General features: G+C 62.1%; 13 protein-coding genes and 1 pseudogene. 7 read left to right on the top strand and 7 right to left on the bottom strand.

All coding sequences use genetic code 11. From position 1 onward, the window contains the following. Nucleotides 1-81 precede the first annotated feature (81 nt). A pseudogene (locus L6D81_RS29805) lies at nt 82-419 on the bottom strand (EamA family transporter); the annotation flags it as partial. Between the two features lie 247 nt (nt 420-666). On the opposite strand from L6D81_RS29805, the gene L6D81_RS04140 reads away from it, so the two are divergent. Beyond that, the gene (locus L6D81_RS04140) at nt 667-867 is read left to right on the top strand and encodes a DUF6316 family protein (RefSeq protein ID WP_236177998.1); all 201 of its coding nucleotides are present in this window, start codon (nt 667-669) and stop codon (nt 865-867) included. Here L6D81_RS04140 and L6D81_RS04135 read toward each other — a convergent pair. Together L6D81_RS04135 and pap are read right to left on the bottom strand one after the other, a co-directional pair. Beyond that, on the bottom strand, nt 864-2,048 hold the full coding sequence (locus tag L6D81_RS04135) for a thiolase family protein (protein ID WP_236177997.1): 1,185 nt from the start codon (nt 2,046-2,048) through the stop codon (nt 864-866). The genes L6D81_RS04140 and L6D81_RS04135 overlap by 4 nt on opposite strands. A gap of 102 nt (nt 2,049-2,150) precedes the next feature. Continuing rightward, complete coding sequence (pap, locus tag L6D81_RS04130; RefSeq protein WP_236177996.1) at nt 2,151-3,665, bottom strand: polyphosphate:AMP phosphotransferase; 1,515 nt, start codon at nt 3,663-3,665, stop codon at nt 2,151-2,153. Between the two features lie 172 nt (nt 3,666-3,837). On the opposite strand from pap, the gene mnmC reads away from it, so the two are divergent. The 5 genes from mnmC (at nt 3,838) to L6D81_RS04105 (ending at nt 11,123) form a co-directional block, all read left to right on the top strand. Beyond that, a complete protein-coding gene (gene mnmC / locus L6D81_RS04125; protein ID WP_236177995.1) occupies nt 3,838-5,817 on the top strand; it encodes a bifunctional tRNA (5-methylaminomethyl-2-thiouridine)(34)-methyltransferase MnmC2/FAD-dependent 5-carboxymethylaminomethyl-2-thiouridine(34) oxidoreductase MnmC1 in 1,980 nt (659 codons plus the stop codon). 245 nt (nt 5,818-6,062) lie between these two features. Further along, nucleotides 6,063-7,835 carry an N-acetylglutaminylglutamine amidotransferase gene (locus tag L6D81_RS04120; protein ID WP_236177994.1) on the top strand — a complete coding sequence of 591 codons (1,773 nt, stop codon included), beginning with the start codon at nt 6,063-6,065 and terminating at the stop codon, nt 7,833-7,835. 3 nt (nt 7,836-7,838) lie between these two features. Then, complete coding sequence (gene ngg, locus L6D81_RS04115) at nt 7,839-9,584, top strand: N-acetylglutaminylglutamine synthetase (RefSeq protein ID WP_236177993.1); 1,746 nt, start codon at nt 7,839-7,841, stop codon at nt 9,582-9,584. A 61-nt stretch (nt 9,585-9,645) separates the two neighbouring features. Then, the gene (locus L6D81_RS04110; protein ID WP_236177992.1) at nt 9,646-10,836 is read left to right on the top strand and encodes an osmoprotectant NAGGN system M42 family peptidase; all 1,191 of its coding nucleotides are present in this window, start codon (nt 9,646-9,648) and stop codon (nt 10,834-10,836) included. Between the two features lie 59 nt (nt 10,837-10,895). Then, nucleotides 10,896-11,123 (top strand): YheU family protein, encoded by a 228-nt coding sequence (locus L6D81_RS04105; protein ID WP_003192759.1) that lies wholly within the window; start codon nt 10,896-10,898, stop codon nt 11,121-11,123. A 6-nt stretch (nt 11,124-11,129) separates the two neighbouring features. Here the strand turns inward: L6D81_RS04105 and csrA are convergent, their stop codons facing one another. From csrA to L6D81_RS04090, 3 genes are all read right to left on the bottom strand, one after another. Next, on the bottom strand, nt 11,130-11,315 hold the full coding sequence (gene csrA / locus L6D81_RS04100) for a carbon storage regulator CsrA (RefSeq protein WP_039770603.1): 186 nt from the start codon (nt 11,313-11,315) through the stop codon (nt 11,130-11,132). Nucleotides 11,316-11,453: 138 nt separating this feature from the next. Continuing rightward, nucleotides 11,454-11,786 (bottom strand): YnfA family protein, encoded by a 333-nt coding sequence (locus tag L6D81_RS04095; RefSeq protein WP_230732721.1) that lies wholly within the window; start codon nt 11,784-11,786, stop codon nt 11,454-11,456. 64 nt (nt 11,787-11,850) lie between these two features. Beyond that, nucleotides 11,851-12,666 carry an SDR family oxidoreductase gene (locus L6D81_RS04090; protein ID WP_236177991.1) on the bottom strand — a complete coding sequence of 272 codons (816 nt, stop codon included), beginning with the start codon at nt 12,664-12,666 and terminating at the stop codon, nt 11,851-11,853. Nucleotides 12,667-12,928: 262 nt separating this feature from the next. Here L6D81_RS04090 and L6D81_RS04085 point away from each other — a divergent pair, with 262 nt between their 5' ends. Beyond that, a complete protein-coding gene (locus L6D81_RS04085) occupies nt 12,929-13,081 on the top strand; it encodes a DUF3309 family protein (RefSeq protein WP_003226960.1) in 153 nt (50 codons plus the stop codon). A 61-nt stretch (nt 13,082-13,142) separates the two neighbouring features. On the opposite strand, the gene L6D81_RS04080 is transcribed toward L6D81_RS04085, so the two are convergent. After that, nucleotides 13,143-15,236: an LTA synthase family protein gene (locus L6D81_RS04080; protein WP_236177990.1), complete on the bottom strand. Its 2,094-nt coding sequence runs from the start codon at nt 15,234-15,236 to the stop codon at nt 13,143-13,145. Between the last annotated feature and the right edge of the window lie 293 nt (nt 15,237-15,529).

Genomic DNA, 15,529 nt, shown 5'->3' with positions numbered 1-15,529 from the left:
TTCCGCCAGGCGCTGATTGAAGAACAACGCAAAACCGATCAGCAGCACCGCCAGGCCAATGCCCTGACCGATACTGAAGCGTTCCTTGAACACGAACAGACTGGCGATCAGCAACATGATCGGCCCCATCTGCACCACCAGTTGCGCGGTGCCGGGGCTGAGCAGGTTCAGGCCCATCAGGTACAGCACGTAGTTGCCCACCAGCCCGAGCACCGCCATCAGCACCAGCCAGCACCCTTCGGCCCAAGCACCTTGCGACTCGGCAAACGCTTGGTGGCCGCCAGATAGATGAACAGGCAGCCGCCGGACACCAGCAGGCGAAACCAGGTCACCGTGACCGGGTCCATCACCACCAGCACCTGCTTGAGCTTGATCGGCAGGATTCCCCACAGAAATGCCGTCAACAGCGCCAGGAACATGCCGTACACCCAACGACCCGATGAAACGTGCATGAGCACCCCAAGCGCCAGAAACAGGAGCGTTCATTCTAGGCGCACAGACCCTGCGTGACACAGGATCAGTTGCGCTCCAGCCGTAAATGAAACGGTGCAGGTCGCAGCGGAAAATTGACGATGGGCCGTTGATCGGCTGCCCGGGCAAGCCAAGTGGTTCAGGCATAAGCTGATTGGATCCGGCCCGGGACATCATTCACCAAGGAGACCCGTCATGTTAGGCATGCGCGCCCAGGACACCGCCCCCGCCACGCACTTTCGCAGCGACCGCGTATGCCGGGTCAACGGGGAACTGTATTTCAGCACCCGGGAGAACACCCTCGAAGGGCCGTTCGACAGCCTCGAGAAAGCCGAGGAGGAAATCCGCGCGTACATCGCGCGGATGCAATTGATGGACTCCGGCAGACCGGCTTAGCGCACCGCCTCAAACAGGCCCGTCGCGCCCATCCCGCCGCCCACGCACATGGTCACGATCCCGTAGCGCAGATTGCGCCGCTGCAACTCGCGCACCAGATGCCCGACCTGCCGTGATCCGGTCATGCCGAACGGGTGACCAATGGAAATCGAGCCGCCGTTGACGTTGTACTTCTCGTTGTCGATTTCCAGCCGGTCACGGGCGTACAGGCATTGCGAGGCGAATGCTTCGTTCAATTCCCACAGATCGATATCCGCCACCTGCAGGCCTTTGGCCTTGAGCAGTTTCGGCACCGAGTACACCGGGCCGATGCCCATTTCGTCAGGCTCGCAACCGGCCACGGTGAACCCACGGAAAAACGCTTTCGGTTTGAGCCCCAGTTGCAGGGCTTTTTCCAGGCTCATCACCAAGGTCATCGAAGCGCCATCGGACAACTGCGAGGAGTTGCCGGCGGTCACCGAACCGTCCTCGGCGAACACCGGTTTCAAGCCGGCAAGGCTTTCATAGGTGGTGTCCGGACGGTTGCAATCGTCGCGATCAACGATGCCGTCAAGGATCTGCACTTCGCCGCTGCTCTTGTCTTCAACCCGGTACTTCACCGTCATCGGCACGATTTCATCGTTGAACAGGCCGGCTGCCTGCGCTTGAGCGGTGCGGATCTGACTCTGCAGCGAGTAGCGATCCTGCGCCTCGCGGCTGACGCCATAACGGCGCGCCACCACTTCGGCGGTCTGGCCCATGGTGTAGTAGATGCCCGGCGTCTGTTGCTTGAGCAGCGGGTTGATCAGGTGATCGGTATTGACGCTCTTCAGCGTCAGGCTGATCGACTCGACGCCACCGGCGACGATGATGTCGCTGCAACCCGACGCGATCTGGTTGGCGGCAATCGCGATCGCCTGCAACCCCGAAGAACAGAAACGGTTGAGGGTCATGCCGGCGGTGCCGGTGCCCAATTGCGAGAGCACTGCCACGTTACGGCCGATGTTGTAGCCCTGGGCGCCTTCATTGGAACCGGCGCCCACGATGCAATCCTCGACGCTGGCCGGGTCGATGTCGTTGCGCGAGAGCAACGCATTGACGCAATGGGCCGCCATGTCATCGGGACGGGTCTGGTTGAACTTGCCGCGAAAGGACTTGGCCAGGCCGGTCCGTACGCTGTCGACGATCACCACTTCACGCATGGCATACCTCATTGTTGCAGTCGGTTGGGAGTGGACCGAGCATAAGTCCACCCAATCGCCGACCGCGACAATCATTCACCTCGCGTATGCGGGCCCATCGGTTCAGTCCTTGTGTTTCCTGGCTCGCTTGTCGGACTTCTCGAACGCTTCTTCCAGCGCCCGGTTGATCGTGCGCAGCACCTTGACCCGGGCCCAGCGCTTGTCGTTGGCCTCGACCAGAGTCCACGGAGCGATTTCGGTGCTGGTGCGGTCGACCATGTCGCCCACAGCGGCGCGATAGGTGTCCCACTTGTCGCGGTTGCGCCAGTCGTCTTCGGTGATCTTGAAGCGCTTGAACGGGATTTCTTCGCGCGCCTGGAAGCGCTCCATCTGCGTGTCCTTGTCGATCGCCAGCCAGAACTTGACCACGATCACCCCGGCGTCGGCCAGTTGCTCCTCGAAGTCATTGATCTCGCCATAGGCGCGCATCCAGTCGGCGGTGCTGCAAAAACCCTCGACCCGCTCCACCAGCACCCGGCCGTACCATGAGCGGTCGAACACGGTGAATTTCCCCCGCGCCGGAATATGCCGCCAGAACCGCCACAGATACGGCTGCGCCCGCTCCTCTTCGGTCGGCGCGGCAATCGGCACGATGTTGTACTGACGTGGATCGAGCGCCGCCGCCACCCGGCGAATCGAACCGCCCTTGCCCGCCGCATCGTTACCTTCGAACACTGCCACCAGCGCATGCCGGCGCATGCGTTTGTCACGCATCAGGCCGGACAGCCGCGCCTGCTCGGTAATCAATTGTTCTTCGTAGTCTTTCTTCTCCAGACGCTGGGTCAGGTCGAGGCTGTCGAGCAGGTTCAACTGGTCGACGGAAGTCCCCAGCGGGGCAGCGTTGACTTCATGGGGATGCACATCGGGACGCTTCAAGGCGTTTTGCAGACCTTCGAGCAGAATCTTGCCGACCGTCAGGCTGCGGTAGTACGGGTCGCCCCCCTCGATGACATGCCACGGCGCGTAATCACGACTGGTGCGGCGCAACACGCGCTCGCCATATTTGACGAACTTGTCGTAGGTCTGCGACTGCTGCCAGTCCAGCGGGCTGATGCGCCAGCTGTGCAGCGGGTCATCGGCCAGGGCCTTGAGTCGCGCCTTCATCTGTTTCTTGGACAGGTGGAACCAGAACTTGAAGATCAGCGCACCTTCATCGCAGAACATCTTTTCCATGCGCTCGGCGCCGGCAATCGCCTGATCCAGTCGCGGGTCCTTGAACAGACCGTGCACCCGGCCCTGCAGCATCTGGCTGTACCAGTTGCCGAAGAAAATCCCCATCCGCCCCTTGGCCGGCAGCATCCGCCAGTAACGCCAGGCCGGTGGTCGCGCCAGCTCTTCGTCGGTCTGCTGATCGAAGGTGCGCACTTCGATCAGGCGCGGGTCCATCCATTCGTTGAGCAGCTTCACCGTCTCGCCCTTGCCGGCGCCTTCGATGCCGTTGATCAAAATGATCACCGGAAAACGCTTTTGCTGCTGCAACTCGAACTGGGCTTCAAGCAAGGCTTCACGCAGGGCGGGCACGGCGGCTTCGTAGGTGTCTTTGTCGACGGCGTGACCGATTTCAGCGGATTCGAACATGGGACGGCTCCTTCCAGGATTCAGCAAGACTAGCGGATTGGGCACAGGCGCAGCACAGAAATTCCCGCGGGTGGCGGATTGTCCTTGAGTGATCGGCGGCAAGGCTTGCCATGGATCAAGCGCCGCCTGCGTGATCGGCTAGAATGGCCGCCTTGCCGCTGCCGAGCCTGCCATGAAACCTGTAATGCCCCACGCCCAACTCGACTGGGATGACCAGGGACGCCCGCGTTCGCGAGTGTTCGACGATGTGTATTTTTCCGACCAGTCGGGGCTGGATGAAACCCGCTACGTGTTCCTCGAACAGAACCGTCTGGCCGAGCGTTTTGCCGCACTGCCGGCGAATGGGCGCCTGGTGATCGGTGAAACCGGCTTCGGCACCGGGCTGAATTTTCTCTGCGCCTGGCAGTTGTTCGAACAACACGCGGTGGCCGGTGCGCGGCTGCACTTTGTCAGTGTCGAAAAATTTCCGTTGAGCCCCGTCGATCTGCAACGGGCGCTGGCGTTGTGGCCCGACCTGCAGCCGTTCTCCAATCAGCTTCTCAAGCATTACGTCGCCATCCATCAAGGCTTTCAGCGCATTGTGCTGGATAACGGTCGGGTGACCCTGACGCTGTTGATCGGTGACGCGCTGGAGCAGTTGCCGCAACTGGACGGGCAGATCGACGCGTGGTTTCTCGACGGTTTTGCGCCAGCGAAAAACCCCGAGATGTGGACCGCCGAACTGTTCGCCGAACTGGCGCGGCTGGCGGCACCCGGCTCGACCATCAGCACCTTTACCAGCACCGGTTGGGTGCGCCGCCTGCTCAACGCCGCCGGCTTCAAGATGAAACGCACGCCGGGCATCGGCCACAAATGGGAAATCCTGCGCGGTGAGTTTCTCGGCTGGCCCGAGGGCGTTGCGCCTCCCGCAGCGGAAAAACCCTGGTTCGCCCGCCCTGCTCCGGTCGCGGGAGAACGTCATGCCCTGGTGATCGGTGCCGGCCTGGCGGGTTGCGCCACGGCGGCCAGCCTCGCAGCAAGGGGTTGGCAGGTCAGCCTGCTGGAACGACATGACGCGGTGGCGCAGGAAGCTTCAGGCAACCCCCAAGGCGTGCTGTATCTGAAACTGTCCGCCCATGGCACGGCACTGTCGCAGTTGATCGTCAGCGGTTTCGGCTACACCCGGCGCCTGCTGGAAAACCTGCAACGCGGTACCGACTGGGACGACTGCGGCGTGCTGCAACTGGCGTTCAATGAAAAGGAACGCGAGCGTCAGGCGCAACTGGCGGCCGCGTTTCCCGAAGACCTGCTGCAATGGCTCGATCAGCCCCAAGCGCAGGCCCGCGCCGGGATCGGTCTGGCCCACGGCGGTTTGTATTATCCCGAGGGCGGCTGGGTGCATCCGCCGGCGTTGTGTCAGGCGCAAGCCGCAAGGCCGGGCATCACGCTGCTGTCCCATCGGGAAGCCGTGGAACTGCGCAAGTTCGACGGCCAGTGGCAAGCCTTCGACGGTGAAAAACGGCTCGCAACAGCCCCCGTCGTGGTGCTGGCCGGCGCCGCCGACATCAAGCGTTTCCCCCAGAGCGCCGACCTGCCTCTCAAGCGCATTCGCGGGCAGATCACTCGCCTGGCGCAGACCGCGCCTAGCCAGGCGCTGGCCACCGTCGTGTGCGCCGAAGGCTATGTCGCACCGGCACGCCTGGGCGAACACACGCTCGGTGCCAGTTTCGATTTCAACAACCACGACCTGACCCCGACCACCGCCGAACACCTGGGCAATCTGGCGATGCTCGAAGAGATCTCCACGGATCTGGTCACGCGCCTGAACATCAGCGAACTCGACGCCGACAGCCTTCAGGGCCGGGCAGCCTTCCGTTGCACCAGCCCCGATTACCTGCCGATCGTCGGCCCGCTCGCCGATCGCGAAGCCTTCGACCAGGCCTACGCGGCACTGGGCAAGGACGCCCGGCAGGTACCGGATGTCGCCTGCCCGTGGCTGGAGGGTTTGTACGTCAACAGCGGCCATGGCTCACGCGGATTGATCACCGCCCCCCTATCGGGTGAACTGCTGGCCGCCTGGCTGGACAACGAACCCTTGCCGCTGCCCGGCAGCGTGGCGCAAGCCTGTCATCCAAATCGCTTTGCCCTGCGCCGTCTGATTCGGGGCAAATGACGATCGGTCAGCCACCCTGCGTCAGGCAACACGCTGGCTCCTCTCTCGATCAGTTTTCAGCCGATGCTTGGTCGAGTGGTGGGGCAAGCGCTTTGCCGGACGTTGAGGGACCATCTATCCAGCCAATCCACTTATAACTGATCGTTCTAAAACTCCCACATCCCAGCCGGGTCAGTTTCTGGGTACCGGCCATTTCGGCACGGTGCAGCGACACCCTCCCCAACGGAAAAACCGGTAAGGACTTTATGTGCGGATTAGCTGGCGAGTTACGTTTTGATCAACAACCTGCAGACCTTGCAGCCATCGAGCGAATCACCCATCACCTGGCGCCTCGCGGCCCCGACGCGTGGGGCTTCCATGCCCAGGGGCCGATAGCCCTGGGTCATCGACGCCTGAAAATCATGGACCTGTCGGACGGTTCGGCGCAGCCGATGATCGACAGCCAACTGGGTCTGTCCCTGGCCTTCAACGGGGCGATTTACAACTTCCCGGAACTGCGCGCCGAACTTGAAGCGCTGGGTTACGCGTTTTATTCCGGCGGCGACACCGAAGTGCTGCTCAAGGGTTATCACGCCTGGGGCGAAGCGCTGCTGCCGAAACTCAACGGCATGTTTGCCTTCGCCATCTGGGAGCGTGATGCCCAGCGCCTGTTCATCGCCCGTGACCGTCTCGGCGTCAAGCCGCTGTACCTGTCGCGCACCGGCCAGCGTTTGCGTTTTGCCTCGGCCCTGCCGGCGCTGCTCAAGGGCGGTGACATCAACCCGATCCTCGATCCGGTGGCGCTCAACCACTACCTGAACTTCCACGCCGTGGTGCCCGCGCCGCGCACCCTGCTGGCCGGCATCGAAAAACTGCCGCCAGCGAGCTGGATGCGCATTGAAGCGGACGGCACCACCGAGCAGAAAACCTGGTGGACGCTGCCCTACGGCCCTCACGACGATGAGCAAAACCTGACCCTGGAAGACTGGCGCGACCGCGTGCTCGACAGCACTCGCGAAGCCGTGGCGATCCGTCAACGGGCGGCGGTGGATGTCGGCGTGCTGCTGTCCGGCGGTGTCGATTCGAGCATGCTGGTGGGCCTGCTGCGCGAAGTCGGCGTGGAGAACCTGTCGACCTTTTCCATCGGCTTCCAGGATGCCGGCGGCGAGCGCGGCGACGAATTCCAGTATTCCGACCTGATCGCCAGGCACTACGGCACTCAGCACCATCAACTGCGCATTGATGAAAAAGAGATCATCGAGCAACTGCCCGCCGCCTTCCGCGCCATGAGCGAACCGATGGTCAGCCACGACTGCATCGCTTTCTATCTGTTGTCCCGCGAAGTGGCCAAGCACTGCAAAGTGGTGCAGAGCGGCCAGGGTGCCGACGAGTTGTTCGCCGGTTATCACTGGTATCCGCAAGTCGATGGCGCGGCCGATCCGTATGCGGCCTATCGCCAGGCGTTTTTCGACCGCAGCTACGACGATTACGCCGCCACGGTGCAGCCGAAATGGCTGACTGCCAATGACGCTGCCGGCGACTTCGTGAAGGAACATTTCGCACAGCCCGGCGCCGATGCCGCGGTCGACAAGGCCCTGCGTCTGGACAGCACGGTGATGCTGGTGGACGACCCGGTCAAACGCGTCGACAACATGACCATGGCCTGGGGCCTGGAGGCGCGCACACCGTTTCTCGACTATCGACTGGTGGAATTGTCGGCCCGCATTCCGGGCCGGTTCAAGCTGCCGGACGGCGGCAAGCAGGTGTTGAAAGAAGCCGCGCGACAGGTCATCCCAAGCGAAGTGATCGACCGCAAGAAAGGTTACTTCCCGGTGCCGGGCCTCAAGCATCTGCAGGGCGATACGCTGAGCTGGGTCCGCGAACTGCTGCTCGATCCGAGTCAGGATCGCGGCCTGTTCAACCCGGCGATGCTCGACAAGCTACTCACTGATCCACAAGGTCAACTGACGCCTCTGCGCGGTTCCAAACTGTGGCAACTGGCAGCCCTGAACCTGTGGCTCAGCGAACAAGGAATCTGATCGATGAAACCTCACGCCACGGCTTACAGCCAACGCCTGCTGCGCGGTCAGACGCCGTCCTATGAGCGCTTGCAGGCGCGTCTGGCCGAAGACGGCAGCGAGCCTGCCGCCAAGCCGATTGCGGTGCATTGCGGTTGGGGCCGGTTGCTGATCGGCCACACGTTTCCCGATCCGGCGAGTCTCGCCCGGGAGTTGCTCAATGAACAACCGGGCGAGCGCGACATCGCCTTGTACGTCGCCGCGCCGCAGCAGATTCTCGGCCTGGAACCGACCCAACTGTTTCTCGACCCGTCCGACACCCTGCGCCTGTGGTTCAGCGATTATCGTCAGGCCACCCGCGTGTTTCGTGGCTTTCGCATTCGTCGTGCGCAAAGTGACGCAGACTGGCAGGCGATCAATCAGCTGTATCAGGCGCGCGGCATGTTGCCGATCGACGCCACCCTGCTCACCCCACACCAAGAGGGGGGGCCGGTGTACTGGCTGGCCGAAGACGATGACAGCGGCGCGGTGATCGGCAGCGTCATGGGCCTCAATCACCAGAAGGCCTACAACGACCCGGAAAACGGCAGCAGTTTGTGGTGCCTGGCGGTCGATCCGCAGTGTTCGCGTCCCGGTGTCGGCGAAGTGCTGGTACGGCATCTGATTGAACACTTCATGAGTCGCGGCCTGAGCTACCTCGATCTGTCGGTGCTGCATGACAATCGGCAGGCAAAAAACCTCTACGCCAAACTCGGTTTTCGCAACCTGCCGACGTTCGCCATCAAGCGCAAGAACGGCATCAACCAGCCCTTGTTTCTCGGGCCCGGGCCGGAGGCGCAGTTCAACCCTTATGCGCGGATCATCGTCGAGGAGGCCCATCGACGCGGCATCGACGTGCAAGTGGATGACGCCGATGCCGGGCTGTTCACCCTCAGTCACGGCGGGCGCCGGGTCCGTTGCCGCGAATCCCTGAGCGACCTGACCAGCGCCATCAGCATGAACCTGTGCCAGGACAAAAGCCTGACCCACAAAGTGTTGAAAGCCGCCGGGTTGAATGTGCCGTCGCAGCAGTTGGCAGGGAATGCGGACGACAATCTGGCGTTCCTTGATGAGCACCACAGAGTGGTGGTCAAACCGCTGGATGGCGAACAGGGTCAGGGCGTAGCGGTGGATCTGCAGAGCATCGAGGAGGTGCAGCAGGCCATCGAAGCGGCCAGGCAATTCGACACTCGCGTGCTGCTCGAAAGCTTCCACGAAGGCTTCGACCTGCGGATTCTGGTGATCGGTTTCGAGGTAGTGGCGGCGGCGATCCGTCGGCCGGCGGAGGTGGTCGGCGACGGCCATCATTCTATCGGCGCACTGATCGAAGCCCAGAGCCGGCGCCGGCAAGCGGCCACCAGCGGCGAAAGCAAGATTCCGCTGGATAACGAAACCCAACGCACCCTGCACGCGGCCGGTTACGACTACAGCAGCATACTGCCGGCCGGTGAGCATCTGTTCGTGCGGCGCACGGCCAACCTGCACACCGGCGGCACGCTGGAAGACGTCACGGCGATTCTGCATCCGACCTTGGCCGAGGCCGCCGTGCGTGCGGCCAGGGCGCTGGAGATCCCGATGGTCGGCCTCGACCTGATGGTGCCGGCGGCGGATCAACCCGCATACGTGTTCATCGAAGCCAACGAGCGAGCGGGTCTGGCCAATCATGAGCCGCAACCGACGGCCGAGCGGTTCGTCGATCTGCTGTTTCCGCACAGTCAGCCGGCCGTTTGATCTCTCTTCGGCGTCATTCCCGCGTTGAACGCGCGAATGACGCCCCGCAACAGGAGTTTCCATGACCACCCAAATTCCCCAACCGGATCTGAATTACCTGCAGAAAGTCCTGCTGGAAATGCTCGCCATTCCAAGCCCCACCGGGTTCACCGACACCATCGTGCGTTACGTCGCCGAGCGTCTGGAAGAACTCGGCATCCCCTTCGAAATGACCCGTCGCGGCACGATCCGCGCCACCCTCAAGGGCAAGAAAAACAGCCCCGATCGCGCAGTGTCGGCGCATCTGGACACGATCGGCGCCGCTGTGCGCGCGGTGAAAGACAACGGCCGACTGACCCTCGCCCCGGTCGGCTGCTGGTCGAGCCGATTCGCCGAGGGCAGCCGCGTCAGCCTGTTCACCGACAATGGCGTGATTCGCGGCAGCGTGTTGCCGTTGATGGCGTCCGGGCATGCCTTCAACACCGCCGTGGACGAGATGCCGATCAGCTGGGACCACGTCGAACTGCGTCTGGACGCCTACTGCGCAACCCGCGCCGACTGCGATTCGCTGGGCATCAGCGTCGGCGATGTGGTGGCCTTCGACCCGCTGCCGGAGTTCACCGAAAGCGGCCACATCAGCGCCCGGCATCTGGACGACAAGGCCGGCGTCGCCGCGTTGCTGGCAGCGCTGAAAGCCATCGTCGACAGCGGTCAGGAGCTGATGATCGACTGCCATCCGCTGTTCACCATCACCGAAGAAACCGGCAGCGGCGCGGCGGCGGCCCTGCCGTGGGATGTCAGCGAATTCGTCGGCATCGACATCGCTCCGGTCGCACCCGGCCAGCACTCCAGCGAACATGCCGTGAGCGTGGCGATGCAGGATTCCGGCGGGCCGTACGACTATCACCTGTCGCGGCACCTGTTGCGTCTGGCGGGTGAGCACGAACTGCCGGTGCGCCGCGACCTGTTTCGCTATTACTTCAGCGATGCCCACTCGGCGGTCACCGCCGGTCACGACATCCGCACCGCCCTGCTCGCCTTCGGCTGCGACGCCACCCACGGTTACGAACGCACGCACATCGACAGCCTGGCCGCACTCAGTCGCTTGCTGGGGGCGTACATTCTGAGTCCGCCGGTGTTCGCCAGTGACGCACAACCGGCCACCGGGTCACTGGACCGCTTCAGTCATCAGATCGAACACGAGACGCAGATGGAGAGCGACACCCGTGTACCGTCGGTGGACAGCCTGGTGGGGCAACGCTCGGACAGTTGAGTCTGGCCCTCGGCGGTCATTCGCCGTAGCATCCCGACATTGATTTAGCCGAGGTGCCCATGCTGATTCCCTACGATGCGCTCGAAGTCGACACGCTCACCCGCCTGATCGAGGATTTCGTCACCCGCGACGGTACCGACAACGGTGACGACACCCCGCTGGAAACCCGCGTGCTGCGGGTTCGCCAGGCATTGACCAAGGGTCAGGCGCTGATTGTCTTCGATCCGGAAAGCGAGCAATGCCAGTTGATGCTCAAGCACGACGTACCCAAGCACCTGTTCGACTGAAAACGGTCAGCGGCCCTTGCCGCTGGCCTGTTTGCGCTGGATCCGTTCGTAGACCTCGGCGCGATGCACGCCGATCTGCTCCGGCGCTTCGACGCCGAACCGCACGCTGGATCCGTTGACCGCCAGAACGCGCAGAGTGATGTTGTCGCCGATGGAAATCAGTTCCCCGACAACACGGCTGAGTACAAGCATGGGAGGTGTCCTTCAAGGTTTGCGAGCCTTGAAGATGCGCGGCTTTCGACCGCCCTACAATGCATGCCGGGCAATTCAGTCATTCCCTACGCGCCAAGTCGCGCCGGCCTTCAGACATTTCCTTCACGCCTGCGAGATTCAGCTCGCGGAAAACCGTGGCCCGAACAGGATCACGCTTGCCCCGATCACACACAGCGCCACACCGATCCAGTCCGAACCCAGCGGACGGATACGCTCGACCACTGCCAGCCAGCCAATCGAAGCAATGATGTAGATGCCACCGTAGGCGGCGTAGGCGCGACCGGCGTAGGTCGCTTCGATGCGCGTCAACAGCAGCGCGAACAGGGTCAGGCTGATCAGCGCCGGGATCACCCACAACGCGCTCTTGCCCTGGCGCAACCACATCCAGAACGCGAAACAGCCGGCGATTTCGAACAACGCGGCCAGGAAAAACCACAGGTAGTTGAGCATGCAAGGCATCTCGTCAGGGTGACTGTTGCGGCCACCCTAACGATGCGGCGAACCCCGGGCAAGTTCAGCCGTTGTTCTGTCTGGCCTTGGCGCGCATCTTTTCGGCCATCGCGGTCATTTCGTTGTACAGCAGCTGCGGATTCTTCTGTTTGAGCGCCCAGGCCATGCGTCCTTGTTCGTGGGGCAGGATCATGAACTCGCCGGCCGCGACCTGCCTGTAGATGTAGTCGGCAATATCGCTGGCAGTGATCGGCGAACTTTCCAGCAACTTGCCGACCTGGGCTTTCATCGCCGGCGTAGGCCCACGGAAAGAATCCAGCAGATTGGTCTGGAAGAACGACGGGCAGACCACATGCACCCCGACTTCCTGCTGGGCCAGTTCGATCAACAGGCTTTCCGACAGTGCCACCACCCCGGCCTTGGCCACGTTGTAGTTGCTCATCGCGGGGCCCTGCATCAGCGCGGCCATCGAGGCGATGTTGATGATCTTGCCCTTGCTCTGTTCCAGCAGCGGCAGAAACGCCTTGCAGCCCTTGACCACGCCCATCAGGTTGATCGCGATCTGCCAGTCCCAGTCCTCCAGCGACAACTCGCTGAAGAACCCGCCCGACGCCACACCGGCGTTGTTGACGATGATGTCGATGCCGCCAAGTTTCACTTCGCAGGCCTGGGCGAACGCCGTTAGCTGGCTGTAATCGCGCACGTCGCAGCGCTGGATGAAGCCGTCGCCGCCGGCCTCGCGAACGAGTTTCAGGGTCTCTTGCAAACCGGGCTCGCTGACGTCGGACAAGGCCAGTTGCCAGCCTTCACGCGCCCAGCGCAGCGCGATTTCGCGACCCAGGCCAGAGCCCGCGCCAGTGATCATCATGCGATTTTGCATAGCAGACAGCCTTGTTGTTCCGGGGAAGATGCGCGGAGTGTAGCGAAGGATCCCCAGCGACCCACGCTCCATCAGATTGCTGAATGGCGAGGGCAAACCGCGACAACAAACGAAATAAGCACGCGAGCCAAATACCTTAAAAAAACATTGAATTTTCTTTCTTGCGCACCAGTCGGAATTTGTAAGCCGGCTGGATTTAATTCAACTTCCAGCTGCCCTTGAACACCAAGACATCTCAGACACTATCAACAAGGAATTCGACATGGGCACAATTCTTATCATTATCCTGATCCTGTTGCTGATCGGTGGTCTGCCGGTCTTCCCGCACTCCAGAAGTTGGGGTTATGGCCCGTCGGGCATTATCGGTGTCGTGCTGGTAGTCCTGTTGGTGTTGTTGTTACTGGGTCGGATATGACGGTTTGACCGACAAAAAAAAGAGGCCTTTCAAAAGGCCTCTTTTTTATTGTGCCGACTGATCAGTCCGGCTTGCCGTTAACCACACCGGCGGTATTGTCGATCAGGCTCTTGGTCGCCGTTTGCAGGAACGCTTCGAGCTTGAGTTTCAGCTCGGCTGTGCGCGGTGCATCCGGTACCACTTCGGCGTGCGGGTTGGCGCCCAGTTCGTACTGATAGATCTTCGGTGCCATTTCCTTCTCTTTCGGCAGCACCAGGATCTGGTCGGCGGTGACGATGGCAGTGGTCTGCTCGCTGCCCGACGGCTTGATCACACCGAAACCGGTGTCACCCTGCGGCAGGTTCAGCAGATCGCGGCCCCAGCACTGATGGCGCACTTCGCCACCGAGGCGACCCATGATGGTTGGCACGATGTCGATTTGCGTGCCCACGGTGTGGTCACGGGTACCGAATTTTTCCTGGATGCCCGGCGCGATCATCAGCATCGGCACGTTGAAGCGGCCCAGGTCCATTTCAGTGATCTGACGTTCGTTGCCGAAACCGTGGTCGCCGACGATGACGAACAGGGTTTCCTTGAAGTACGGCTCCTTGCGGGCCTTCTCGAAGAACTGGCCCAACGCCCAGTCCGAATAACGCATGGCGGTCAGGTGCTCGTTGAGCGGGCCACGATCCGTGACGCGCTCGACCGGCAACGGCGTCGGCAAGGCGTAAGGCGTATGGTTGGACAGGGTCTGCAGCAGCGCGTAGAACGGCTTGCCGTTTTCCCGCGCCTTGAGCTCCACCAGGCCACGGTCGAACATGTCCTGGTCGGACACGCCCCAGGTCGGATCGGAGAACACCGGGTTGACGAAATCGTTGCGGCCAACGAAGTTGGTCATGCCCTGGTTGCTGAAGAACCCGGACTGGTTGTCCCAGGCGAAGTCACCGTTATAGACGTACACGTCGTCATAGTTGCGGGCGCTGAGCAACTGCGGCAGACCGGACAGTTTGTGGCTGCCTTCCGGGGTCTGCATCAGGTATTCGAAACCCGGCAGGTTCGGGAAGCAGGCCATGGTGGCGAACATGCCCTGGTGGGTATGGGTGCCGTTGGAGAAGAAGCGGTCGAACAGCAGGCCTTCCTTCGACAGCTTGTCGAGGTACGGCGTGATGTTGCCCGGCGCGCCCAGAGCACCGACCGAGTGACCGGCCATGCTTTCCATCAGGATCACGACGACGTTCTTGATCGGCAGGGTCTTGTCGGCAGGCGGTGTGTATTCACGACGCACGGCGGCAATATCGGCATCGACCAGTTTGTCGTCCGGCATCACCAGCATCTCGCGCACCACTTTCTGCGCCTGATCCTGCGGCAGCGTGGCTTTCCAGATGTTGTCGCGATCCTCGCCCATGCGATCCTTGGCCGCTGCGATCAGCGACAGCGTGCCGTTGAGGCCGAGCTGGTTGGCGAAGTTCGATTCGGTGGTGTACACGTCACCCCAACGCAGCGGCGGGCCTTGGCGCAGGGTGCCGCGAGCGGCCACCACACAGACCAGCAGGCACACCACGAACACCGTCAGACGCGCATACCATGGCGCCACTTGACGGGTGCCGACATTGCCACCGCTGAACGGGCCACGCGGACGGGTCAGACGGTCGGCGCCCTTGAACGCCAGAGTCAGGATCAGCGTGCCCACGGCCCACGCCAGCAGGTAACGCACCACCGGGAAACCGTACCAGAGCATGCTCATCACGGTTTTCGGGTCTTCCTTCACATACTGGAACACCAGGCCGTTGAGGCGCTGGTGGAACTCGCGATAGAAGTCCATCTCCATCAGGCCGAGGAACAGCGCGACGCTCGAAGCGACGGTCAGCCACAGGCGGAAGAACCCGCGCGCCGCCATGGCCTGGGCACTGAACAGCGCCAGCACCAGCGGAATGCAGATATACACCACCAGACGCACATCGAAGCGCAGGCCGTTGGCGAAGGCTTCGAGGAAGGTCGAGGCCGGGGTGTCGAGGATCATCTCGCGGTTGTAGACCAGCAGCGCGAGGCGCAGCACGGAAAACATCACCATCATGACCAGCGCGCACAGGAGCGTGTAGGCCAGATGCGATTTGACGGTCGGTTGCAGCAGGCGACTGGAAGATCGCTGCTGACTCAGGGCGTCCGGGTTTGCCATGTCGTTTTAGGACCCATTGGAAGTTGAAGTTGCAAAAATTCAGCTGCGCCCTGCCCTCTGTTGGCCATTCCAGGCCCCGGGGCTTGCGCGGAGCGCAAATGTTGCACGATCACCGGCGGCATTGCCATTGATTCGTACCCGCTGCCGCAGGCTTTCATTAAAGGCACAGCGCAGCGGGACAGGTGCAAACAGCGCGGGCGAATTGTCTTGGAGACTTTGTGAAAATTTCGTTCAACGCATGTCCGGAAACACAATAAACCTGCAAAACAAAACGCCCCGAATTCTTCGGGGCG

It is taken from the genome of Pseudomonas sputi (assembly GCF_021603585.1).
Classification (GTDB): Bacteria; Pseudomonadota; Gammaproteobacteria; order Pseudomonadales; family Pseudomonadaceae; genus Aquipseudomonas; species Aquipseudomonas sputi.
This window is presented reverse-complemented; position numbering and strand designations above follow the sequence as displayed.